Annotated in this window: 27 protein-coding genes; 14 read left to right on the plus strand and 13 right to left on the minus strand. The window is 60.8% G+C overall.

The genetic code is table 11. The annotated features are described in order from the left end of the window. Positions 1-3 precede the first annotated feature (3 nt). Together OS035_RS22085 and OS035_RS22090 are read left to right on the plus strand one after the other, a co-directional pair. Complete coding sequence (locus OS035_RS22085; RefSeq protein ID WP_183777529.1) at positions 4-1431, plus strand: mannose-1-phosphate guanylyltransferase/mannose-6-phosphate isomerase; 1428 nt, start codon at positions 4-6, stop codon at positions 1429-1431. A 241-nt stretch (positions 1432-1672) separates the two neighbouring features. Further along, entirely contained in the window at positions 1673-1978 is a 306-nt protein-coding gene (locus OS035_RS22090; RefSeq protein ID WP_003590675.1) for a hypothetical protein, read from the plus strand. 14 nt (positions 1979-1992) lie between these two features. On the opposite strand, the gene OS035_RS22095 is transcribed toward OS035_RS22090, so the two are convergent. After that, on the minus strand, positions 1993-2949 hold the full coding sequence (locus OS035_RS22095) for an endonuclease/exonuclease/phosphatase family protein (RefSeq protein WP_183777528.1): 957 nt from the start codon (positions 2947-2949) through the stop codon (positions 1993-1995). Positions 2950-3229: 280 nt separating this feature from the next. Between OS035_RS22095 and OS035_RS22100 the strand changes: the two genes are divergently transcribed. Beyond that, complete coding sequence (locus OS035_RS22100) at positions 3230-4246, plus strand: NAD-dependent epimerase/dehydratase family protein (protein WP_097626356.1); 1017 nt, start codon at positions 3230-3232, stop codon at positions 4244-4246. A gap of 47 nt (positions 4247-4293) precedes the next feature. Here OS035_RS22100 and OS035_RS22105 read toward each other — a convergent pair whose 3' ends face one another. Then, positions 4294-4605 (minus strand): hypothetical protein, encoded by a 312-nt coding sequence (locus OS035_RS22105; RefSeq protein WP_183777527.1) that lies wholly within the window; start codon positions 4603-4605, stop codon positions 4294-4296. A 240-nt stretch (positions 4606-4845) separates the two neighbouring features. Further along, positions 4846-4998, minus strand: a complete 153-nt coding sequence (locus tag OS035_RS22110) for a hypothetical protein (RefSeq protein WP_003581757.1) — start codon at positions 4996-4998, stop codon at positions 4846-4848. A gap of 301 nt (positions 4999-5299) precedes the next feature. Between OS035_RS22110 and OS035_RS22115 the strand changes: the two genes are divergently transcribed. From OS035_RS22115 to OS035_RS22140, 6 genes are all read left to right on the plus strand, one after another. Then, entirely contained in the window at positions 5300-6007 is a 708-nt protein-coding gene (locus OS035_RS22115) for a CerR family C-terminal domain-containing protein (protein ID WP_183777526.1), read from the plus strand. Then, positions 6004-7017, plus strand: a complete 1014-nt coding sequence (gene hlyD / locus OS035_RS22120) for a secretion protein HlyD (RefSeq protein ID WP_183853091.1) — start codon at positions 6004-6006, stop codon at positions 7015-7017. The genes OS035_RS22115 and hlyD overlap by 4 nt, the downstream gene beginning before the upstream one ends. Continuing rightward, a complete protein-coding gene (locus OS035_RS22125; RefSeq protein ID WP_183777524.1) occupies positions 7014-8771 on the plus strand; it encodes an ATP-binding cassette domain-containing protein in 1758 nt (585 codons plus the stop codon). Before hlyD ends, OS035_RS22125 begins: the two co-directional genes overlap by 4 nt. Further along, positions 8768-9895, plus strand: a complete 1128-nt coding sequence (locus tag OS035_RS22130; RefSeq protein WP_183777523.1) for an ABC transporter permease — start codon at positions 8768-8770, stop codon at positions 9893-9895. The genes OS035_RS22125 and OS035_RS22130 overlap by 4 nt, the downstream gene beginning before the upstream one ends. Before the next feature lies 1 nt (position 9896). Beyond that, complete coding sequence (locus OS035_RS22135; RefSeq protein WP_183777522.1) at positions 9897-11009, plus strand: ABC transporter permease; 1113 nt, start codon at positions 9897-9899, stop codon at positions 11007-11009. Positions 11010-11138: 129 nt separating this feature from the next. Continuing rightward, a complete protein-coding gene (locus tag OS035_RS22140; protein ID WP_097626342.1) occupies positions 11139-11534 on the plus strand; it encodes a DUF1236 domain-containing protein in 396 nt (131 codons plus the stop codon). 104 nt (positions 11535-11638) lie between these two features. Here the strand turns inward: OS035_RS22140 and OS035_RS22145 are convergent, their stop codons facing one another. The 5 genes from OS035_RS22145 to OS035_RS22165 form a co-directional block, all read right to left on the minus strand. Continuing rightward, on the minus strand, positions 11639-12076 hold the full coding sequence (locus OS035_RS22145) for an EamA family transporter (RefSeq protein WP_097626340.1): 438 nt from the start codon (positions 12074-12076) through the stop codon (positions 11639-11641). A 41-nt stretch (positions 12077-12117) separates the two neighbouring features. Then, positions 12118-13161 carry a Gfo/Idh/MocA family protein gene (locus tag OS035_RS22150; protein WP_097626338.1) on the minus strand — a complete coding sequence of 348 codons (1044 nt, stop codon included), beginning with the start codon at positions 13159-13161 and terminating at the stop codon, positions 12118-12120. Between the two features lie 9 nt (positions 13162-13170). Next, entirely contained in the window at positions 13171-13956 is a 786-nt protein-coding gene (locus OS035_RS22155; RefSeq protein ID WP_183777521.1) for a ThuA domain-containing protein, read from the minus strand. A gap of 191 nt (positions 13957-14147) precedes the next feature. Continuing rightward, positions 14148-14489 (minus strand): DMT family transporter, encoded by a 342-nt coding sequence (locus OS035_RS22160; RefSeq protein ID WP_179611833.1) that lies wholly within the window; start codon positions 14487-14489, stop codon positions 14148-14150. A 17-nt stretch (positions 14490-14506) separates the two neighbouring features. Then, positions 14507-15070, minus strand: coding sequence for a TetR/AcrR family transcriptional regulator (locus OS035_RS22165; RefSeq protein WP_183777520.1), 564 nt, complete (start codon positions 15068-15070; stop codon positions 14507-14509). 165 nt (positions 15071-15235) lie between these two features. Between OS035_RS22165 and OS035_RS22170 the strand changes: the two genes are divergently transcribed. Together OS035_RS22170 and OS035_RS22175 are read left to right on the plus strand one after the other, a co-directional pair. Further along, a complete protein-coding gene (locus OS035_RS22170) occupies positions 15236-15625 on the plus strand; it encodes a group II truncated hemoglobin (protein WP_183777519.1) in 390 nt (129 codons plus the stop codon). Positions 15626-15627: 2 nt separating this feature from the next. After that, entirely contained in the window at positions 15628-15999 is a 372-nt protein-coding gene (locus tag OS035_RS22175) for a DUF423 domain-containing protein (protein ID WP_097629191.1), read from the plus strand. Between the two features lie 272 nt (positions 16000-16271). Here OS035_RS22175 and OS035_RS22180 read toward each other — a convergent pair whose 3' ends face one another. The 5 genes from OS035_RS22180 to OS035_RS22200 form a co-directional block, all read right to left on the minus strand. Further along, positions 16272-16586: an antibiotic biosynthesis monooxygenase family protein gene (locus tag OS035_RS22180; RefSeq protein WP_183777518.1), complete on the minus strand. Its 315-nt coding sequence runs from the start codon at positions 16584-16586 to the stop codon at positions 16272-16274. 9 nt (positions 16587-16595) lie between these two features. Further along, entirely contained in the window at positions 16596-16868 is a 273-nt protein-coding gene (locus tag OS035_RS22185) for a hypothetical protein (protein ID WP_183777517.1), read from the minus strand. Continuing rightward, positions 16865-17272, minus strand: a complete 408-nt coding sequence (locus tag OS035_RS22190; protein ID WP_003590644.1) for a DUF2325 domain-containing protein — start codon at positions 17270-17272, stop codon at positions 16865-16867. Before OS035_RS22190 ends, OS035_RS22185 begins: the two co-directional genes overlap by 4 nt. Positions 17273-17380: 108 nt before the next feature. Further along, positions 17381-18730, minus strand: a complete 1350-nt coding sequence (locus OS035_RS22195) for a cell envelope integrity protein TolA (protein WP_183777516.1) — start codon at positions 18728-18730, stop codon at positions 17381-17383. 57 nt (positions 18731-18787) lie between these two features. Beyond that, on the minus strand, positions 18788-19213 hold the full coding sequence (locus OS035_RS22200) for a hypothetical protein (RefSeq protein WP_183777515.1): 426 nt from the start codon (positions 19211-19213) through the stop codon (positions 18788-18790). A gap of 176 nt (positions 19214-19389) precedes the next feature. On the opposite strand from OS035_RS22200, the gene hemP reads away from it, so the two are divergent. From hemP to OS035_RS22215, 3 genes are read left to right on the plus strand one after another with little or no spacing between them, the layout of a single operon-like run. Then, entirely contained in the window at positions 19390-19572 is a 183-nt protein-coding gene (gene hemP, locus OS035_RS22205) for a hemin uptake protein HemP (RefSeq protein ID WP_097629192.1), read from the plus strand. Positions 19573-19591: 19 nt separating this feature from the next. Beyond that, positions 19592-20641: a hemin-degrading factor gene (locus tag OS035_RS22210; protein WP_183777514.1), complete on the plus strand. Its 1050-nt coding sequence runs from the start codon at positions 19592-19594 to the stop codon at positions 20639-20641. A gap of 12 nt (positions 20642-20653) precedes the next feature. Continuing rightward, entirely contained in the window at positions 20654-21583 is a 930-nt protein-coding gene (locus OS035_RS22215; RefSeq protein ID WP_183777513.1) for a heme/hemin ABC transporter substrate-binding protein, read from the plus strand.

Genomic DNA, 21583 nt, shown 5'->3' on the forward strand with positions numbered 1-21583 from the left:
CCTATGACGCAGAAAATCGTTCCCGTGATCATGGCCGGCGGCAAAGGCACGCGGCTCTGGCCGCTTTCCCGTGCCACCGCCCCGAAACAGTTCATCCAGTTCGTCGGCAATAAGACGTTGTTTCAGGAGACGCTCGAACGCGTTTCCAACCCGGAGCTCTATGAAGCCCCGATCATCGTCACCAATGAGGAATTTCGCTTCCTGGTCGCCGAGCAGGCCCGTACGCTGGGCATTCCGCTCGCCGCGGTGCTGCTTGAGCCGGTCGCCCGCAACACCGCCGCCGCGGTGGCCGCCGCCGCTACCCTTGCCGCCGAGCTTTTCGGCAAGAACACCATCATCCAGATGCTCGCCTCGGATCACGAGATCCTCGCCGACAAGAGCTATTTCGATTGCATCCGCATCGCCCGGAATGCTGCAGCCGACGGCAAGCTCGTTACCTTCGGCATCAGCCCCACCGAGCCGGCAACCGGCTACGGCTATATCGAAATCGGCGATGCGCTTGAAAATGGCGCCCACAAGGTCAGCCGTTTTGTGGAAAAACCGGCATTGGAAACGGCCGAGCAGATGCTTGCCGACGGCGGCTTCTATTGGAACTCCGGCATCTTCATGTTCCCGGTGGAGGAACTCATCGCCGAGCTGCAGGAATATGCGCCCGATGTGCTGAAAGCAGCGAGCAAAGCCGTTTCCAAGGCAAGCCGCGACCTCGACTTTACCCGTCTCGACGCCGACCATTTCGCCAAGAGCCCCGATATCTCAATCGACTACGCGATTATGGAAAAGACCTCCAAGGCCGCTGTCGTCCCCTCGCCGTTCAAATGGTCGGACATGGGAAGCTGGGATGCCGTTTGGAAATCTGGCGTGCGTGATGACAACGGCAATGTCGCTGCCGCAAACACCACCGTCGTCAACACGCGCAACTCGCTGGTCATGACCCACGGCGTGCATCTTGCAGTACAGGGCATGGAGGATGTCGCCGTCATCGCCAGCGAGGACGCCGTCTATGTCGGACCGCTCAAAGACAGCCAGAATGTCGGGCAATTGGTCAAGATGCTGGCCTCCTCTTCCGCCACGGCGAAATTCACCGAAACCCATCCGACATCCTATCGTCCCTGGGGCGGCTATACCTCGATCTTCAACGGCGATCGCTTCCAGGTGAAGCGTATCTTCGTGACGCCGGGCAAGAAGCTCTCGCTGCAAAAACACCACCATCGCTCCGAACACTGGGTCGTCGTCAAGGGAACCGCCGAGGTGACGGTCGGAGAAACCGTGCGGATGCTGCGCGAAAACGAGAGCGTCTATATTCCGCTCGGCGAAGTCCATCGTCTGGCCAACCCCGGCAAGATCCTCCTCGAACTGATCGAGGTGCAGACGGGCTCCTATCTCGGCGAGGACGACATCATCCGCATCGTCGATGAGTTCGGAAGAACATGAGGTCGCAGCCGAACGGCCGCCTCGAATAGGATAATCTTAGGTTCGGTTGGCCTAAAATCTGAATCCTGTCTAAATTTAAGAGTTAGAGCATGATGTCATGAGAAACCCACTCACACTCGGCATCATGCTCGAGGCCCAAACAATGCCGCCTTTTCCGGCGCGACCGCCATCGCTGTTGAATTCTCTATCGGACTTCTCGTAGAATGGACGCACCGAGAGACATGACCGGAGATATCCCCTGATGCGCATCCTGCCCGCCCTCGCCGGATTTCTTTTAATCATGGCCCCGGCAATGGCGTTTGCCGAAGCCGGAAAGATGCGAACCGCAAGCGAAGCTGAAATCCGCGAGCACCTGCCGGGCACGTCGGAGCTGAAAGAAAGCAGCAACGGTTACGAATATCGCCAGGGCAACAGCAATGGCTACAAGATAACCAATGGCCAAGTGTGCGTCCGGTTTGCCAATAAGTCGACCGACTGCGTCAGTGTGAAGACCGACGGCGAGAAATTTCAGATGATCGACAAGAAAGGCGGCAGGACGAAGTTTTGACTTTGACCGGCAGCTTATTTTGCCGGTGAAGTTTCACCGTCCCTGTCGAGAACGAATTCTGCGATCAGACCGGAATGGTTCGAGCCAAGATTGTCATCGAGACGTTTCAGCGATGTCAGATGAAGCGGCGCGCGCGCAAATATGTGATCGATGGCGATCCCCAATGAGCCGGCAGCAATCGGCCATGTCGCCGGTTCGGGCACGATTGTCTTCAGTCCCTGTTTGCGCAGGAAAGCCTGGATGCTCGGGGCAATCGACGAAGAGTTGAAATCGCCTGACAGCACCACAGGGCCGTCGATCGAGCCGAGCGTTTTCGCGAGATCTTCCAATTCAGCCATCTGGAAATCGTCGAAATATGGTTTGCTCAGATGCGCCGATACCAGATTGACGGTTTCGCCGCCGAAGTCGACGCTCGATATAACCAGCCTGTTTTTCCGCAGACTGCCCATGCTAACGACCTGCTGGTTGAGGAATGGGCGTTTGGACAGCACCAGCGTATCGCACGTATCCTTCCCGGTGTCGCAACCGATATGATAGGGATAGGCCTTGAACAATTGCTGCAGATGGAAGGCCAGCGGCTTTGCTTCAAGCAAATTGACGACATCGGCATTCGACGCGATCACCATGTCGGTAATGGCAGTCGAGTTTTTCCAGTTGTCGATCGCGATGTTGAACGACATCAGACGAAAAAGCGGCGGCCTGTCCGTGCCTCTACCGTCCTCCAAAAACTCGCCCAGCATGATGACGCCGTGAGCGATGAGAAGAAGCGAGACGAACAGAAGGACGAAGCCGTAAATCTGTCGCCTGACAGCCAGAATCACAAGGCTGGCGGCAACAAAGAGGACACCGAGGTGAAGCTGAAAGCTGTAGAGAAAGGACAGCAGCCAGAAGTTCGTGACATAGCGCAAGGATACGATCGCGATTGCAACGGTCAGAAACGCGCAGAGAATCCAATAAATTATCTCTCTCATCGATCCTGACCTGCTTGCAGACGACCCGCCGGCCATAACATGCAGGCCGGGATGTTGCAACGCAGCATAACGGCCGATGGCCGCGGCCGGGCTTTGGACGATACCGGCGGCCCTGCGTTATCCTGCAGGGCAGCGGGCAAAATGCCGTCAACCGCAGCAAAGGCCGCCGCCGCCTTCTCTTTCAAAGATCTATCGACTCGGCGTCTTCTTATCTTGTAAGTGGGGTCACGCGATACGGAATCGGCTTTTGCCGTCGGCAGCGAGCCGAGAGAAGGTGGGAATGCGCTACTTCATTACCGGGACGGCCGGCTTCATCGGTTTTCATCTGGCCAGGCGCCTGCTGCAGGAAGGCCACGAGGTCACCGGCTTCGACGGCCTCACTCCCTATTACAACGTCAAGCTCAAGGAGATGCGCCATGCAGCACTCTCCCAGTTCCCGGCCTTCAAACCGGTCATCGCTATGCTCGAAGATCGCGAAGCGCTTGAGGCAGCGGTTGTCGCGGCCAAGCCGGACATCCTGATCCACCTCGCCGCCCAGGCCGGCGTGCGATACAGCCTGGAAAATCCCGAGGCCTATCTTCGATCGAACGTCGAAGGCTCGTGGAACATCATGGAAATCGCCCGGCGCGTCGAAATCCGTCACCTGATGCTGGCCTCGACGTCATCGATCTACGGCGCCAATGCGACCGTTCCCTTTCACGAGACCGATCGCGCCGACGAGCCACTGACCATCTATGCGGCGACGAAGAAATCGATGGAACTGATGGCGCACAGTTATGCCCATCTGCATAAAATCCCGACGACGGCCTTTCGCTTCTTCACCGTTTACGGGCCGTGGGGCCGTCCCGACATGGCGTTGTTCAAATTCACCAAGAACATGCTTGAGGGACAGCCGATCGAGATCTACGGCGAAGGCAATATGAGCCGTGACTTCACCTATATCGACGATCTCGTTGAGGGGATCGTCAGGCTGTCGGCAATCGCCCCTGGTGAGGATAACCGTCTGGACAACGTGGCTGTCGAAACGCTTTCGCGCCAGGCGCCCTTTCGGGTCGTCAATATTGGCGGCGGCCAGCCGGTCAGCCTGATGGATTTCGTCGAAACGGTGGAGAAGGCACTCGGCCGTCCGGCCATCCGCAAGATGCTGGCGATGCAGAAAGGCGACGTGCCGCGCACCTTCGCGGCCCCCGATCTGCTAGTTGCGCTGACGGGTTACAAGCCGGACACGACTTTGGATGTCGGCGTCAAGGCCTTCGTCGACTGGTATCTCGACGTCCGCGGCCAACTCGACGCCTAATTGGGTTACCTCAACGCCGACCCGAATTGTTCCCATAACCGGGAATATCAGGGGAGAAACGTCACCGCCGCAACCGCGTCGACCGCCTTCGAAAACACATAGTCGACGACAACGGTCAGCTTCTGCGAGTAGGTCTTGAGCTGATAACCCTCGCCTCCGATTTCAGCAGGGCTGCGCAGGACGAAAGGAACGCCCGGGCGCACGAAACCGGCGCGTGTCGTCAATGGAATTTCCGGCGAATGGCCAATGGCGGAGGTGTACATCAGGTCGCGGCCGAGGCTGGCGGGGCCGATGGCGAGCGCCGGCCCGGCAGCAGTGATGCTCAGAGTCAAAGCGATGGTGGCAAGAATTTTGTGCATGTCGAAGTCCCCGTTTGCGGATCGGCGGGCTTCGCTTTGCCCGTCTCCAAACGATCGACGCGTCTGTCCACGCTTCGGTCGCTTTCATGAGACCACTCTACACATCAGTATTTGCAGGGCTTTTAAGCGGATCAGTCAAATTTTATGAAATTCGGCTTTCTGTCCCGATAGGGCACACGGGAAACGCCCCGAGGTCGCCAAGGCAAGATCGGCGGAATAACGAGGGACGCTGACCGCAATCTAGAGAACGCGATCCAGCTTCTTGTTGATATGCAGGTTCGGCATCAATCCCGCACTTTGCGCGGCATGATAGGATTCGCGCGCCGCATCGAACGAGATCGACCACATGATGGCGCTCAGGAGCAGCGCAATAATATAAATTTGAATACGCATCTCATCGGCGATACGGAAAGAGCAAGGCAGTTTTGTGTCAAAAAATGACCGCGAAAATAGAAAAAATCGGCGGGCTTTTTCCCCGCGCGTTTGGCATCAGACATATTAGTATCGCGCGAATTTTGGCTACTGTTAGCAGCCAACCCCGAGGCTCGAGAGCCCTCGGAGGTCCCTCCGCCAGGGGCCTCTTTGCTTTTTTACCGACATTTACCGCAGGCGGCTGACATCCCCGATATATCGAGCTTGGCGAAAAGTATATCAATCGATTGACTTATTTCGCAATCGGCGTTATAAAAGTGTCATGAGTCAGGAACACGACACCCAAAACCCGCCAGCATCCGCCCGCGCCGAGGCCGCGCGCCAGAAGATGTTGGCCGCCGCTCTCGACGTCTTCGGCCGCTACGGTTTTGACGGCGCCTCGACACGGCAGCTGACCGAAGCCGCCGGCGTCAATCTGCAGGCGATCCCCTATTATTTCGGCAGCAAGGAAGGCCTCTATATCGCCACCGCCGAATATCTGATGGCCCGCATCGATACCCATGTCGGCGACATGAGAGCGCGCATCGGCACGCGCCTCATGGCGCTCGACGCCGCCGGCGAAAGGCTTGGCGAAACGCAAGCCCGTCTGTTCCTCACAGAAATTCTCCAGACGATGGTGACGCTTTTCGTCGGCAAGGAATCGGAATCCTGGGCGCGCTTCCTGATCCGCGAGCAGATGGAGCCGACCGAAGCCTTCGCACGGATCTATCAGGGCATCATGCGGCCGATGATCGAGATGGGCCGGCGGCTGATCGGCGCCATCCTGAGTGAAGATCCCGCCTCGGAACACGTGCGCCTGCGCACCTTCAACCTTATCGGCAGCATCCTTGTGTTTCGCGTCACTCACGCGGCCGTGCTTGCCCAGATGGAATGGGACGCAGTCGGTCCGAAACAGGTGGAAACCTTGCGCGGCCTCGCCGCCGAATTGGTCGATATGCTCGGTCCATCGACGAAGGGAGGCGCGGCATGAAACGCCTCGTCCCCGTCGCCCTCCTTCTCCTCGTTGCGGCAGGCGCCGCCGCCTGGTGGTACGGTCTGCCTGAAAAGCTCGGCTGGCTGCCTGAGGCCCGCCGCGAATTCGTCCTTTACGGCAATGTCGATATCCGCCAGGTCTCGCTCGGCTTCCGCGTCAGCGGCCGCCTCGCCGACCTCGGCGTCGACGAAGGCGATGTTGTCAAGAGCGGTACGGTGCTGGCGAAGCTCGATGCCGCACCCTATGAATTCGCCGTGCGTTCGGGCGAGGCCAACGCCGCGGCCCTTCGGGCGACTCTCGACAAGCTGAAGGCGGGTCCCCGCCCGACCGAGATCGCCCAGGCGCGCGCCGCCTATGACGAAAGCCTCGCCGATCTCGAAAATGCCAACCTCGCCTATGACCGAGCCCGCCAGCTTCGTCCGCAGGGCACGATTTCCGAAGCGACGCTCGACCAGGCGACCGCTGCAAAGGCAATGGCCGCCGCCCGCTCCGAGTCCGCCAACGAGGCGCTGAAACTGCTGCAGGAAGGTTCGCGCGTCGAGGATATCGCCGCCGCCGATGCACAGCTAAAGGCTGCGGAGGCAACGCTGGCCTCGGCCCGCACATCGCTTGCCGATACCGAACTGCGCGCACCGAACGACGGCGTCATCCTCTCGCGTGTGCGGGAGAATGGAGCCATCGTCTCGCCGGCCGATACCGTCTTCGTGCTCTCCCTGACCGAACCCGTCTGGGTGCGCAGCTATGTCGCCGAGCCCGATCTCGGCCGCATCCACCCTGGCATGAAGGTTTCCGTCGCTTCCGATACGGCGCCTGACAGGCCGTATGACGGCACGATCGGCTTCATCTCGCCGGTCGCCGAATTCACCCCGAAATCGGTGGAGACACCGGAACTCAGGACTGATCTCGTCTATCGCCTGAGGATCGTCATCGACAAACCAGGCCCGGATCTGCGCCAGGGCATGCCGGTCACGGTGCGTCTTCCGACACGTGCGGCAGACGGACGATGACCGCCGCCGAAACCGCCCCCCAGACAGAGCGGGACGACAAGCCGCTCGTCCGGATCGACGGCGTCACCAAACGCTTCGGCGAAGCGCCCGCAGCCCTCAACGCCGTCTCCGGCATCATCGGTGGCGGTGCGATCACCGGCCTCGTCGGCCCTGACGGCGCCGGCAAGACGACGCTGATCCGTCTGATGACCGGGCTGATGCTGCCCGATGCGGGGACAGTGGAGGTTCTCGGCTTCGACACCAGGAAGAACGCCGCCGGCATCCAGGCGGCAATCGGCTACATGCCGCAGCGCTTCGGCCTCTATGAGGACCTCTCGGTGCAGGAAAATCTCGATCTCTATGCCGATCTGCGCGGCCTGCCGAAAAGCGAGCGCGCCGGCGCCTTCGACGAACTGCTGACCTTCACCGACCTCAAGCGCTTCATCGGCAGGCTCGCCGGCAAACTCTCCGGCGGCATGAAGCAGAAGCTCGGCCTTGCCTGCGCGCTTTTGAAGAAGCCACGCCTGCTGCTGCTCGACGAGCCGGGCGTCGGCGTCGATCCGATCTCGCGCCGCGACCTCTGGAAGATGGTCGAGAACCTGACGAAGGAAGGCATTGGTGTGCTGTGGTCAACCGCCTATCTCGACGAGGCGGAAGCCTGCGACCATGTCCTGCTGCTGAACCAGGGGAAGCTGCTCTTCTCGGGAAAACCCGCGGAGATGACCGAGCGCGTCAACGACCGGGTCTTCAGGGTGTCCGATGTCACCGGGCGCCGCCGGCAGGTGCTTGCCGAGCTCCTGCAGGCCGATGGCGTCATCGACGGCGTGATCCAGGGCGAAGCGATCCGCTTGGTGGCCGCCAAGGACAAAAAGCCCGATATCGGCAAGGCGGGCGATGGCGCATCGCTTAGCCCCGCCCCGCCTCGTTTCGAGGATGCCTTCGTCGACATGCTGGGCGGCGGCCCCGGCGGCCGCTCCAGCCTTGCCGAGGCGCAGGAGCCGCTCACGGCTGAGGACGACCGGCCGGTGATCGAGGCCAAGAGCTTGACGAAACGCTTCGGCGATTTCACCGCCGCCGAGGATATCAGCTTCGATATCCGCCGCGGTGAGATCTTCGGCCTGCTCGGCCCGAACGGCGCCGGCAAATCCACCACCTTCAAGATGCTCTGCGGCCTGTTGAAGCCGACCGGCGGCGAAGGCCGCGTCGCCGGCTTCGACCTTCGCCGCGATGCCGGAAAAGCCCGCAACCAGCTCGGCTACATGGCGCAGAAATTCTCGCTTTACGGCGATCTCACCGTCATGCAGAATCTCGAATTCTTCGCTGGTGTCTATGGCCTGCGTGGGCAGCGCAAGCGCGAACGAATCGCGCTGATGGCCGGCATTTTCGATTTCGGCCGCCACGCCCGCGAGCCCGCCAAGGACCTGCCGCTTGGCCTGAAGCAGCGCCTGGCGCTCGCCTGCGCCGTCATGCACGAACCGCGCGCTCTCTTCCTCGATGAACCGACATCGGGCGTCGATCCGATCACCCGCCGCGAATTCTGGACGCATATCAACGCACTGGTCGAAAAGGGCGTCACCGTGCTCGTCACCACGCATTTCATGGACGAGGCGGAATATTGCGACCGAATCTCGCTGATCTATCGCGGCCGCTCGATCGCGCTCGGCTCGCCGGATGAATTGAAGGCGCGCGTGGCAACGAGAGAGCAACCGGACCCGACGATGGAGGATGCCTTCATCGCCCTGGTGCAACAATCGGAAGCGGAGGATGCCGCATGAGCGCCTCTTCCGGTCGGCGTCGGCGTCTTTTTGCCCTCGTGCGCAAGGAGAGTTTCCAGGCGATCCGCGATCCGAGCAGCATCCTCATTGCCTTCGTGCTGCCGCTGATCCTGCTCTTTCTCTTCGGCTACGGCGTCTCGCTCGACACGACCCGCACCCGCATCGGCCTCGTGACCGAGGAACTGACGCCGCTGACACAGGACCTGTCGGCGAGCTTCCAGGCCTCGCGCTATTTCGATGTTGCAATGGGCCGCGACCGGCGACTGTTCGAGGAAGATCTCGTACTCGGCAAGGTGCGCGGCATCGTCGTCATCCCGGCCGATTTCACCACGCGTTACACTGCAGCCAACCGTCCCGCCATCCAGGTGATCGTTGATGGTTCCGACCCGAACACCGCCAATTTCGTCCAGAACTACGCCCAGGGCGCCGTCGCCAACTGGGAAGAGCAGCGGCAGGCCGACGTCGCCTCCCGTAGTCCCGCCATCGCGGTCGAGCAGCGCTTCTGGTTCAATCCGGAGCTCACGAGCCGCAATTTTCTCGTGCCCGGCTCGATCGCCATCGTCATGACGCTCGTCGGCACGCTGCTGACCTCGCTCGTCGTCGCCCGCGAATGGGAACGCGGCACCATGGAGGCGATGATGGCGACGCCGGTGACAGCGGTCGAACTGCTCACCGGCAAGATCCTGCCCTATTTCCTGCTCGGCCTCACCTCGATGACGCTCTGCGTGCTACTGGCGGTCTTTCTCTTCGGCGTGCCGTTCCGCGGCTCCGTCGCCGCCCTTTACGCGCTTTCGGCCGCCTTCCTGATCCCGGCGCTGGGGCAAGGCCTGTTGATCTCGACCGCAACGAAGAACCAGTTCCTCGCCTCGCAGCTGGCGCTGATATCAGCCTTCCTGCCGGCCTTCCTGCTCTCGGGCTTCCTGTTCGAGATCAATTCCATGCCGAGGATTATCCAGTGGATCACCTTCATCGTGCCGGCGCGTTACCTGATCCCCAGCCTACAGACAGTGTTTCTCGCCGGCGACATCTGGCCGATGTTCGCAAAGGCAATCGCCGTCATGCTGGCGATCGGAGCCGTCATGTTCGTGCTTGCGGCCCGCAGCACCCGGAAGAGGATCGGCTGAGATGGGATGGACAAGGCTCTACGCCCTCATCATCAAGGAGCTGCTCGCCGTGCTGCGCGACCCCAAGGGCCGCGCCATCCTGATCGGCCCACCGATCGTCCAGCTTCTGGTCTTCTCCTATGCCGCCACACTCGAAGTGCGCAATGTCGACGTGATGATCCTCAACCGCGACAGCGGTCACTGGGGCCAGGAGCTGATCGAGCGTATCGACGGCCCGCCGACTTTCCGCCGGATCGCGATGGCGGGAAGCCAGGCGGATATCAGGATGGCGATCGATAACCAGACGGCCATCGCGGCAATCGAGATCGGCCCGGACTTTTCGCGCAATATCGAGGCGGGAACGCCTGTTGATCTGCAGGTGGTGCTCGACGGTCGCCGTTCCAATGCCTCACAGATCGTCGCCGGCTACCTCTCGCAGATCGGCGGCGCCCTTGCCGCCGAAACACCGGCAGGCAGACGCGCCGGCGCCGGCATTGTCTCGTCGGTGCCGCGCAACTGGTTCAACCCGAACCTCACCTACCAATGGTTCATGGTGCCGAACCTGATCGCCAGCATCGCGCTCTTGATTGGCCTGATCGTCACGGCCTTGTCGATCGCCCGCGAGCGCGAGCTCGGCACATTCGACCAGTTGATGGTCTCGCCGCTGCGCCAGCACGAAATCCTGATCGGCAAGCTGATCCCGCCGATGATGATCGGCCTCTTCCACATCACCGTCTATATCCTGGCCGCCGTCTTCCTGTTCGAGGTGCCGCTCCGCGGTTCGCTATTCCTGCTTTACGGCAGCGCGGTTTTCTATCTCGGCTCGGTAGCCGGCCTCGGCCTCTTCATTTCGGCGCTGTCGATGACGCAGCAGCAGGCGATCCTCGGCGCCTTCCTGTTCATGGTCCCGGCCATGCTGCTCTCGGGTTTCGCGACGCCGATCGAGAACATGCCGGCATGGCTGCAGCCGGTGACGCTGATCAACCCGCTGCGTTATTTCCTGGTGATCGTCAAAGGCGTTTTCCTCAAGGATATCCCCCTGAGCGAGGTGGTGAACCAGACGATCCCGCTGGCGCTGATCGCCGGCGTCACACTCAGCGCTGCCGCCTGGCTCTTCCGCCGGCGCCTGGAATAATCCAATACCGCCGCATGCTTCGGTCGCCTCACAGAATGTGAACCGGCCTGCCAAAGCGTGATTCTCCTGCCGGAACCTCGGATTGGCGTGGTCGTTACCCAAACGCAACCCCAGCAAAGGAGAAGCAAAATGTACAAGATCCTACTTGTCTCCAGCGCCCTTGCGCTGTCGTCTTTTGCCACCAATGCGTTCGCTGATGGCGCCGTGACCGGTGCAGCCGGCGGCGCCATCACCGGCGCGATCGTCGGTGGCCCCGTGGGTGCTGCCATTGGCGGCGTGGCCGGCGGTGTCGCCGGTGCCGTTGTCGATCCGCCGCCGCGCGAGGTCGTCACCTATGTCCAGCAGCAGCCTGCCCCGACCGCCTCGGTGGTGGTCCAGGAGCCCATCGTCGTCGGCAAGCCGCTCCCGGCTGATGTCGTCGTGACGCCGGTGCCCGACAATCCGAAATATGCCTACACCGTAATCAATGATCGCCATGTGATCGTCGAGCCGCGCACCCACCGTGTGGTTCAGGTGATAGAATAATCAAGCAACCGAAGCCGCCTGCTGCGGCTCGGCAACTTCCGGCCCCGCCTCGGCGGGGCCCTTTTTCGTGAGATTGCGGAAACGCATTAATGCTTGTCGCCGGTTCATGCCCTGTAAGCGACGAGCACGGCGCCGCCGGCGATCATGATAACGCCGAGCCAGTTGGGAAGCGTCAGGCGTTCACCCAGGAAGAGCACCGCGAAGACGGCCACGAAGACGACGGATAGCTTGTCGATCGGGGCGACCCGCGCAGCATCCCCGAGCTTCAGAGCCCGGAAATAGCAAATCCAGGATGCGCCGGTGGCAAGGCCGGAGAGCACCAGGAAGAGCCAGCTCCTGCTCGACACCGAAGACGGTTCCTGCCAGTTGCCAGTGATGGAGACCATCATTCCCGCCGCCAGCAGGATAACGATGGTGCGAATGAAGGTCGCGAAGTCGGAATTGACGTTCTCGACGCCGACCTTGGCGAAAATCGCCGTGAGCGCTGCAAACCCCGCGGAAAGAAGCGCCCAAAGCGGCCAGCTTGTCAGAAGGCTTTTCATCCCGCTTGTCCTTGCCCCGTTGCACCTCATCCTAACGCAAATCAGACCTTCAGCTCGCGCCGCTCGCGCTCGGTCACCATGGCGAGATCCAGCACCTTCTGCAGGTTGGCGGCGTGGCGGAAGTTCGGGTCCGGCTGGACACCGGTTGCCACGGCCTCGGCAAAACGCTCGTAGTTGGTCGCCACCGGTTCAACCTCGATCTGCGTCCAGGTGGCGGTTTCGACACCCTCCCCAAGGCAGCCATGCAGTTCCGAACCGCTGGGGCGGTGGATGACCTCAAGGCTGCCTTTTTCGCCGTAGATGCGCAACTTCAGCTCGTTCAGATGACCTGTCGCCCAGCGGCTGGCGTGGATGACGCCGAGTGCACCATTGGCGAAATCGACCGACATGGTGAAGCTGTCATTGGCATCCAGCATATATTCGCCGATCTGTCCGCCCGGCGCCTTATTGAAGGTCTTCAATCGTGCAAAGACGTGGTCGATGTCGGTCGCTGCGCCATAGGCGGCGAAATCGAGGATATGGATGCCGACATCGCCAAGCACGCCGTTCGAGCCGTGGCCGGTGGAAAGCCGCCACAGCCAGGTCGATTCCGTGCGCCAATCGCCCCAGGCACGCGACACGAGCCAGCTCTGCAGATAGGAGGCTTCCACATGCCTGATCGTGCCGAGCTCGCCTGATAGCACCATCTCGCGGGCGCGCTGCAACGGCGCGACATTGCGGTAGGTCAGGTTCACCATGTTGATGACGCCGGCCTTTTCCGCCGCCTCCGTCATCTCCAGCGCCTTCGCATAGTTCTCCGCCAGCGGCTTTTCGCAGAATACATGTTTGCCGGCAGCAATCAGCGCCATGGTCGTCGGGTGGTGGATCCGGTCGGGCGTGACATTCGTCGCCGCATCGAATTCACCCCAGGCGATCGCCTCGTCCAGTGAAAGAAACCGTTTTTCGATATTGAACTTGTCGGCGAAGGCGGAAAGCCGTTCGGGATCGGTGTCGACGGCGCCGACCACCGTCACGCCGTCGATGAGAGAGAAGCGGGCAAGCTGGTTTTTCGCCATCACTCCGGTGCCAAGAACGAGTAGTCGCATGGATGCTCCTCAGCGGTAACCGGCTTCGCCGGCCTGATGCAGTTTCGGGCCGCGTTCGACGATCGGCTCCAGGGCCCTTTCTACCGGCACATTTGGGGCGTCGGTAATTCCAGTCAACGACCCTTGCGGGTTGTACGCCCATTTGACGCCGTTGATCAGCACCTTCTGGATGGTGGCGTCGTGATAGGTCGGATAGGTCTCGTGGCCGGGCCGGAAGTAGAAGATGTTGCCGGCGCCGCGCCGCCAGGTCAGGCCGGAGCGGAACACTTCGCCGCCCTGGAACCAGGAAATGAACACCGTTTCGAGCGGCTCCGGCACCGAGAACTGCTCGCCATACATCTCCTCGTTCTCGAGCTCGAAATGCTCGCCGATGCCGGCGGCGATCGGATGGCGCGGATTGATCGTCCACAGCCGCTCACGCTCGCCCGCCTCGCGCCATTTCAGCGCGCAGGGCGTGCCCATCAGCCGTTTGAAGATTTCCGAGAAATGGCCCGAATGCAGCACAAGCAGGCCCATGCCTTCCCAGACGCGCTTGGCGACGCGCTCGACGACGACATCGGAGACAGCGCCGTGATCCTTATGGCCCCACCAGGTCAGCACGTCGGTTTCGGCAAGCCGGGCTTCACTCAACCCGTGTTCCGGCTCCTGCAGCGTCGCCGTCGTCGCCGAAATGCCGGGATCGGTGTTCAGCGCATTGGCGATCGTCGTGTGCATGCCCTCGGGATAGATCCCCCGGACGATTGCATTGGTAGTCTCGTGGATATTCTCTCCCCAGACGACGGTGCGAATGGCCATGATGTGCTCCTGCAGAAACTGGAAGTATCGATAGGCGGGAAGGCGGGATTCAAAGCGCTTTGGAAAACAGCGCTGGCTGCGCCTCGTCTCCTCCACGTCTCAGCAACACATAGACCTTTGTCAGGAATTTGACAAAGGGGAAAATTTATCGGTGGGATTCTGGTAATGCTGCACGCAATATCACAGCAATATCAATGGGAAACGGATTTGGAAAAGAGATTGACGACGACCACCCCTGAAATGATCAGTCCAAGCCCGACGATCGCCGGCAGATCAAGACGCTGCTTGAAGAAGACCAGACCGACCGAGGAAATCAGCACGATTCCCAAAGCGCTCCAAATCGCATAGGCGATGCCGACGGGGATGCTTTTCAGCGTCAGCGACAGGCAATAGAAAGCGGCCGCATAACAGGCGACGACGAGCACCGTCGGCCCGATGCGGGTAAACTGCTGCGACAGCTGCAGCGCGGTCGTGCCGATGACCTCGAGCACGATGGCAGCAAACAACAGCCCGTAGACGGCGGTTTGGCTCATGGCGAAATTCCTTCGGATTATTTCCCGGTCAGTTCGATAAGGCGATCGATGAGATCCCGTCTCAGAACGCCGTCGATATCATGGCTTTCCAGCGTATCCGCAAACCACAGCCCATCGGCGGCGAAACGCACAAGCTGTGCGTCGAGGGAAGAATCGGTGCCCACATATTCCTCCGCCCGCACCTGCACCCATCGGCGCCAGCGAAGGCGTAGCCGGGGTTCGGCAAGAAGCGCGATCGTCACCTGCGTCCAACTCCTGGAATCGTCGGGACGATCCCTGAGACCGGATACGGCCCTCACATAGGCGCGGGTGAAGCGGCCTTGCGGCAGCGGATCGCCGCGCATCAGTTCCTCTATATCGGCGTCGAACTTTTCAAGCAGGCTCTCGAACAGGGCATCAAGCAGCGCATTCTTCGTCGGGAAGTGATGCAGCAGCCCGCCCTTGCTGACGCTGGAGGCGGCGGACACCGCATCGAGCGTGACGGCGGCCATGCCTTCGCTGGCAGCAAGGCGCGCCGCGACATCCAGCAACTGCTGGCGCACAAGGACGGGTTGCTTCTTGCGATGGTGAGCGTTCGACATGCGATTAAAAGATACCGTCCGGACGGTTTTGTCAAGGAGAATCGGTCGAAACCCCTGCGCTACAGGCATTATGTGCTAAATGCCGCGGCAGCTTGATGACAGTTGCGATCATTTTACCCCCGGTGCATGAAAGAGATTGTGGGGAATGACATTTGGGATGGTTTCGTGACGGAGAAGGTCACCACTCTATATGAAGCGATCGGCGGCGATCCCGTGGTGCGGGCGCTGACGCACCGTTTCTACGTACTGATGGACAAGCTGCCGGAGGCAGGCAACGTCCGCGCCGTGCACCCGCCGAGCCTTCACGGCAGCGAAGAGAAATTCTACGAATATATGAGCGGCTATCTCGGCGGCCCGCCGCTCTATACCGACAAGCGCGGCCATCCACGCCTGCGCAGTCGCCATTTCGTCGCCGAGATCGGCCCCGTCGAGCGCGACGAGTGGCTGCTCTGCTTCCGCCGCGCCCTCGACGAGACGATATCAAGCCAGGCGCTGCGCGACCTCATCTGGCCGCCGGTGGAGCGGCTCGCCTATCACATGCAGAACAAGGAATGACCATGAGCCTGAATGCGCGCCTGGAGCCAGTGCTCTATCTTTTTGCCGGCCTGTTCGGCGTCGCCGGCGTGGCTCTTGCTGCACTTGCCGCCCATGGCGGCGGCGAAGCCAACCTGGCGGCATCCGCATCCGCCATGTGCCTCGCGCACGCTCCTGCGCTGCTGGCATTGGCTCTTGGCACCGCCAAGCTCAAAACCGCCTGGCTGGCCGGTTTGCTCATGATTGTCGGAACGCTGCTCTTTGCCGGCGACCTCATGACCCTGCGTTTCACCGGCGCCGGCCTCTTCTCCTATGCCGCCCCGACCGGTGGCTGGGCGATGATGCTGGGGTGGCTGGCCGTTGCCGCCGGCGCCGTCTTGCGCGAACGGCGTTGAGGAAGTTGGGAAGCTTGACTTCCCGGTTCTGAGGATGGGCCACATCAGAGTAGCCATCCGCAAATTTGGCGTTTCGGGAAGCCCTACCTCTCCTCCCTCATTCCTGTGCTTGTCACATGTGCGCCCAAGTCTTTGGGCGCGGGAGACCCTCTTCAGGTCCTATAGGTCATTCACGGCGCGGACGCGTCGTGGCTGGATTCCTGTGACAAGCACAGGAATGAGGGAGGGTGAGGAATGCCTCGCCTTCCCCCTGCAAAATCGCTCGAACCCCGTTATATGCCCTCGACGACGTTGAAACCTTCGAAAACAGGCGGGCCCTTGTACATGGCCTTGCGGTCGCCGGCATTGCGGTGCGCCGCACGAAAATTCTCGGACTTCGTCCAGTTCTGGAAATCCGCTTCGCTCGTCCAGACCGTGTGCGAGGAATAGAGCGTATAGCCCTCCTCTTCGCTGGCCTTGCCGCGCAGCAGGCGGAATTCGACGAAACCGGGTACCTTGGCCAGGCTGGAATCGCGATTGCGCCAGACTGCCTCGAAATCACCTTCGTTCCCGGCTGTGACCTTGAAGCGGTTCATTGCGATATACATGCGATCTCCTTACGCCTTCCTCTTGCCGGCCCTTGCCGCATACGAGGGAAAGGCGACAACATTATCGCCGTGTGCCGCCGCCGGGCCAAGCGGCCTCGTCGCCGCTTCTCCGGGCATGCGCGCTTCCCAGGTCGGGGACAGCGCCACATTCTGGTAGATCTCCTGGCGTTCGGCATGCTGCCGGAAAAGTTCGTAGAGCTCGGGCACGAGGCCCTCGCCCGTCTGCGCGGCAAGCTTGTGCAGGCCGATCATGGTGAAGCCGTCGGGACGCTGGTCGCTCATCGGGAATTGTCTCGCTCGTTCATCGTCTGCAGCGCACGCTCAAGGCTGGACTTGCTGCCGTTGCGCAGCGGGATAAAGGCCTTGCCGAACTTTTTGCAGCCGGTCTTCACGCGCAGGCAGGCATCGTGGCTGATACAGTCGATCGGGCAGAAGACGCAGTCGACCGAAGGCAGCACGGTATCGATTCGGGACACCGCTTCGCGCAGGCCGCCGTCATGATGAAGGAGTTCGGCGCCAAAATTGCTGGCGATCTGGCGAAGATGCGCCACTTGGCAATCACGCCCGCCGACATAGAGGAAACTGCGGCCATCCAGTTTGGAACGCCCGGCGGACGCCTGAGCAACCCCCTCGCCCGCGACGTCGCGGACCTCCCGGTTCGATCCCTTCTTGCCCTTGCGAGCCATATACCACCCGTTCACTCGTTGATCGTCACACGATTCCTGCGTGTGCGGGTGGACCTTATTAAACTTGATTTTTGGAGTAAAGTATAAAGTTGATTATTTTTATCATATTTATCGCGAGGTGACCTGAACCTCCTGGATAAAGCTCCAACTGGCCTTACCCCACTCAGGCGGCAACGGCGGAAACGGCGCGGCGCGGCGCACACCATCGAGAGCAGCCTTGTCCAAATCTGGAATACCCGAGCTGCCGGCGACGGAGACTGACGACAACCTGCCGGTTCCATCGATCGTCAATCTGAGACGCACCGAAATCGCCTCGCCCATCCTCTTGTATTCGTCAGGCACTCGAACTGCGCGGCGAATACGCTTCTGCACTTTGCCAGGATAATTGGCTACAGCGGCGCTTCCAACGCCATCACCTCTGCCTGATGTCGTTGACATGCCATTAAATTCAGGCGCGTCCTGACCAGTCGTTACGCCTCTATCCGAATCCCGCCGGTCCGTGCCGTTTTTTCCACCTGTAGGCTCCGCCTTTTTCCGAGACGGCTTTTTTTCATCCGGCTTCGGCTTTTCGACCTTCTTGGGTTTCGGCTCCGGCTTTTCTTCGGCTTCGGGAGAAACTTCGGCAGTCTCGACGGGCTTCACTTCCTCTGGTCGAACTTCAGTTGGCGGCACCGCAACCGCCGTCTGTTCTGGTGCCGCAGTCGGCAAGATATCGGGCACCGGCTGTTCCGGCACCACCGTTGCCATGGGCTGAGCGACGAAAGTGTCGGCGGGATTCTGAGAAACAAGAATCTCCGGCTCCGCAGCCACAGCTGACTCAGGCGAAACACGCGTTACTTCTTGAGCAGGCTGAATCGCTTCTGCAGACCCGATCTCAGTTGGTTGTGCCTGCTCGGGCTGCATCTCTGTCGGCTGAAGTTCGTCAGTCTCAGTCGTCGATTGAACCGTCTCCGGCTTGACTTCCTCCGCGGCAATTTCATCTGGCTTCAATTCCAGCTCTGGATCACCTGCCGAAGTCTGATCGACATCGGAGTCGCCATACACGATGACGCTGACGGCCTCCCCGGCGTCTTCAATCACTTCGGTCGGTGGCTGCGGCATGACCAAGGCAAGAGCGACCACCAAACTTACATGGAAGATCAGGGAGCAGATGCAGGTCAGCGTCAGCCGCCGTCGCACCGGCTTCTTCTCGTCATCCTGCTTTTCCACCGCCGCATCCATCGGCGGCGCGGAGAGCGGAGCGACCGGTGCGGTTTCCGGATGGTCGGGAAAGGAGGATATCTGCGCAAAACGCGTGTAGTGGATCACCGTTTCGCCGGCTGGCTGCAGCTGGGCATTGCGCAGTTCGGAAAGCTCATGGCCAGGATGCATGCCGGGCATATTGTCGTTCAGGCTACTATCGGCGTCCGCCTCCCCGATGAGCACCTGTCTCGATCTGGACTTCGCTGAAATCGCCATTGTGTACGCCTTAGACAGCCTGAAACATGTCCGCCGGAGATCATCCCCGGCGTTATCTTAGCCCGCGAAGGGAACCGAAATCTGCGAGCGGGTGACGAGACCCTTCATGCATTCGCCCGCAGCCGGCCCGTCGCAGACTGGCGTGTCGTTGATCAGGATGCGGGTCACGCTCTCGCATTTGACATTCGGCATATCGAACTGGCGCACGCGCTTCTTGCCCTGCGGCAGATCGCGGAAATCGAGCACGGTGATGCGGTCGACGGCATTCTTGTCGTTGAAGAAGGCTAGCTCGAAGGAGACCTTGTTGATGGCGGCGGGCAACTGATTCAGCGCCACGAAGGTCATCATGCAGCCCTTTTGCGAGGGCGCGAGCGCATTGAGTTCGACATCGAGGGAAGATGCCGGTGCCGCCTCCTGCGCCTGACATACGCTTGAAATCGCCATCGCCATGCCGGCTGCAACAGCCGCAAACCTACCTGTCATAAAACCTTCTCCGTCATCGGCCCGAGCCGCCCGCAGGCAGCTCCTATCAGCAATTTCGAAAACTTGACCGTAATAGTATCCTATTGCATCTTTAAAAAACTATGAGTAAGAAAGTCAAGATAAATGTCATCGCAACCGGGCCTCAGATCCCCGGCCTCACGGAATTGCCAACCGAAATGATGGTTGAAAAGCCAGATAACTTTAAGCACGTGCCGCTGCCGAGCGAGCCCGCGGCGCAGCACCGGATCCTCGAAAGCGCAGATCTTTTCCGCGGCACGAACGAGATCATGATCAGACACGAGGGCGTGACCTATCGCCTGAAGATCACCCGTCAGGGCAAGCTCATTCTCAATAAGTAAGGCCAATAGTAGGTAAGACATGACCGAACAGACAAGACCGGCGCCAGCCGAAATCCGGGCGTTTCGCGCCAAAAATCCGAAGATGCGCGAGCGCGATATCGCCGCCCAGCTGAAGATTTCCGAGGCGGCCCTCGTCGCCGCCGAAACCGGCATCAGCGTCACCCGCATCGATGGCAGTGCGCTGAAATTTCTCGAACGCGTCGCGAGCCTCGGCGAAGTGATGGCGCTGTCGCGCAACGAAAGTGCCGTGCACGAAAAGATCGGCGTCTTCGAAAACATCAAAAGCGGCATACAGGCCGCAATCGTTCTCGGCGAGAATATCGACCTGCGCATCTTCCCGAGCCGCTGGGAACATGGCTTCGCCGTATCGAAGAAGGATGGCGATCAGCTGCGCCTTAGCCTGCAATATTTCGACAAGGCGGGCAACGCCGTGCACAAGGTGCACCTGCGCCCCAATTCGAATGTCGAGGCCTATCACGCGCTGATCGCCGCGTTGAAGCTGGAAGACCAGTCGCAGGACTTCGTCGAGGCCGAGACCTCAGAGACCGTCGATGAAACCGCCGACGTCAGCCGCGACGAGCTGCGCGACAACTGGAGCAGGCTCACTGACACGCACGAGTTCTTCGGCATGTTGAAGCGCCTGAAGATCGGCCGCCAGGCGGCCGTGCGCAGCGTCGGCGACGACTATGCCTGGAAGCTCGATAACAGCGCGACCGCGGAGATGATGCATGCCTCGGTGAAATCCGGCCTGCCGATCATGTGCTTCGTCGCCAATGACGGCATCGTCCAGATCCATTCCGGCCCGATCTTCAACGTTCAGGCCATGGGCCCATGGATCAATATCATGGACCCGACCTTCCATCTGCATCTGCGCCAGGATCACATCGCCGAGACTTGGGCGGTGCGCAAGCCGACCAAGGACGGCCACGTCACCTCGCTTGAGGCTTACAATATGCAAGGCGAGATGATCATCCAGTTCTTCGGCAAACGGAAGGAAGGGTCCGACGAACACGCCGAGTGGCGCGAGATCATGGAAAACCTGCCGCGGGCAGCAAGTGTCGCCGCATAAAGGATTGCAACGATGACGATGCGTAACAATCTGCGCCGGATCCGCCCCTGGCAATTGGCCCTGACGGCGGCCGTCATGGCACTGCCGCTGATCCCGTCGGCACCGGCGCTCAAAGGCCTCGCCTTCGTCCGCCCCGCCCACGCCGAGGAAAAGAAGCTCGACACCTCGCGCCTGGTTTCCGTCGGCGGCGATATCACCGAGATCGTCTATGCGCTCGGCGAGGAAAGCCGGTTGATCGCCCGCGACACGACCAGCACCTATCCGGAGGCGGCGCTGAAGCTGCCCAACTTCGGTTACATGCGGGCGCTCTCGCCTGAAGGCATCCTTGCCATGAACCCGACGGCGATCATCGCCGTCGAGGGGTCAGGCCCGAAGGAGGCGCTGGCCGTCCTGAAAAATGCCAGCGTGCCCTTCGAGACCGTGCCGAGCCCTTTTACCCGCGATGGCATCATCGCCAAGATCGATCGCGTCGGCGCGCTGCTTAACGTGCCCGAAAAGGCGAAGACGCTTGAGGAAAATGTAGCGGCTGATCTCGATGCGGCGATCACTGAGGCCGAAAAGCGCCCGGAGGCCGAACGCAAGCGCGTTCTCTTCATCCTCAGCGCCCAGAACGGCCGGATCATGGCATCGGGCACCGGCACGGCGGCCGATGGCATCGTCAAGCTCGCCGGCGCCATCAACGCCATCGGCGCATTCCCAGGTTACAAGCCGCTGACGGACGAAGCGATCATCGAAGCCAAGCCCGACATCATCCTGATGATGAACCGCGGCGATGGCGCCGGCACCACGAACGAGGACTTGCTGGCTCAGCCGGCGATCGCGTTGACGCCGGCTGGCGAGAAGAAGGCGATCATCCGCATGGACGGCATCTACCTGCTCGGCTTCGGCCCGCGCACCGCAGCCGCCGCGCGTGAGCTCAACGCGGCGATCTACGGGGGCTGA

The organism is Rhizobium sp. 268 (genome assembly GCF_036571585.1).
GTDB classification, from domain to species: Bacteria; Pseudomonadota; Alphaproteobacteria; order Rhizobiales; family Rhizobiaceae; genus Rhizobium; species Rhizobium redzepovicii.

Bases quoted from the DNA above. Each gene is read 5' to 3' on its own strand.
- OS035_RS22085 (WP_183777529.1), top strand. From the start codon at position 4: ATGACGCAGAAAATCGTTCCCGTGATCATGGCCGGCGGCAAAGGCACG.
- OS035_RS22090 (WP_003590675.1), top strand. From the start codon at position 1,673: ATGCGCATCCTGCCCGCCCTCGCCGGATTTCTTTTAATCATGGCCCCG.
- OS035_RS22095 (WP_183777528.1), bottom strand. From the start codon at position 2,949: ATGAGAGAGATAATTTATTGGATTCTCTGCGCGTTTCTGACCGTTGCA.
- OS035_RS22100 (WP_097626356.1), top strand. From the start codon at position 3,230: ATGCGCTACTTCATTACCGGGACGGCCGGCTTCATCGGTTTTCATCTG.
- OS035_RS22105 (WP_183777527.1), bottom strand. From the start codon at position 4,605: ATGCACAAAATTCTTGCCACCATCGCTTTGACTCTGAGCATCACTGCT.
- OS035_RS22110 (WP_003581757.1), bottom strand. From the start codon at position 4,998: ATGCGTATTCAAATTTATATTATTGCGCTGCTCCTGAGCGCCATCATG.
- OS035_RS22115 (WP_183777526.1), top strand. From the start codon at position 5,300: ATGAGTCAGGAACACGACACCCAAAACCCGCCAGCATCCGCCCGCGCC.
- hlyD (WP_183853091.1), top strand. From the start codon at position 6,004: ATGAAACGCCTCGTCCCCGTCGCCCTCCTTCTCCTCGTTGCGGCAGGC.
- OS035_RS22125 (WP_183777524.1), top strand. From the start codon at position 7,014: ATGACCGCCGCCGAAACCGCCCCCCAGACAGAGCGGGACGACAAGCCG.
- OS035_RS22130 (WP_183777523.1), top strand. From the start codon at position 8,768: ATGAGCGCCTCTTCCGGTCGGCGTCGGCGTCTTTTTGCCCTCGTGCGC.
- OS035_RS22135 (WP_183777522.1), top strand. From the start codon at position 9,897: ATGGGATGGACAAGGCTCTACGCCCTCATCATCAAGGAGCTGCTCGCC.
- OS035_RS22140 (WP_097626342.1), top strand. From the start codon at position 11,139: ATGTACAAGATCCTACTTGTCTCCAGCGCCCTTGCGCTGTCGTCTTTT.
- OS035_RS22145 (WP_097626340.1), bottom strand. From the start codon at position 12,076: ATGAAAAGCCTTCTGACAAGCTGGCCGCTTTGGGCGCTTCTTTCCGCG.
- OS035_RS22150 (WP_097626338.1), bottom strand. From the start codon at position 13,161: ATGCGACTACTCGTTCTTGGCACCGGAGTGATGGCGAAAAACCAGCTT.
- OS035_RS22155 (WP_183777521.1), bottom strand. From the start codon at position 13,956: ATGGCCATTCGCACCGTCGTCTGGGGAGAGAATATCCACGAGACTACC.
- OS035_RS22160 (WP_179611833.1), bottom strand. From the start codon at position 14,489: ATGAGCCAAACCGCCGTCTACGGGCTGTTGTTTGCTGCCATCGTGCTC.
- OS035_RS22165 (WP_183777520.1), bottom strand. From the start codon at position 15,070: ATGTCGAACGCTCACCATCGCAAGAAGCAACCCGTCCTTGTGCGCCAG.
- OS035_RS22175 (WP_097629191.1), top strand. From the start codon at position 15,628: ATGAGCCTGAATGCGCGCCTGGAGCCAGTGCTCTATCTTTTTGCCGGC.
- OS035_RS22180 (WP_183777518.1), bottom strand. From the start codon at position 16,586: ATGTATATCGCAATGAACCGCTTCAAGGTCACAGCCGGGAACGAAGGT.
- OS035_RS22185 (WP_183777517.1), bottom strand. From the start codon at position 16,868: ATGAGCGACCAGCGTCCCGACGGCTTCACCATGATCGGCCTGCACAAG.
- OS035_RS22190 (WP_003590644.1), bottom strand. From the start codon at position 17,272: ATGGCTCGCAAGGGCAAGAAGGGATCGAACCGGGAGGTCCGCGACGTC.
- OS035_RS22195 (WP_183777516.1), bottom strand. From the start codon at position 18,730: ATGGCGATTTCAGCGAAGTCCAGATCGAGACAGGTGCTCATCGGGGAG.
- OS035_RS22200 (WP_183777515.1), bottom strand. From the start codon at position 19,213: ATGACAGGTAGGTTTGCGGCTGTTGCAGCCGGCATGGCGATGGCGATT.
- hemP (WP_097629192.1), top strand. From the start codon at position 19,390: ATGATGGTTGAAAAGCCAGATAACTTTAAGCACGTGCCGCTGCCGAGC.
- OS035_RS22210 (WP_183777514.1), top strand. From the start codon at position 19,592: ATGACCGAACAGACAAGACCGGCGCCAGCCGAAATCCGGGCGTTTCGC.
- OS035_RS22215 (WP_183777513.1), top strand. From the start codon at position 20,654: ATGACGATGCGTAACAATCTGCGCCGGATCCGCCCCTGGCAATTGGCC.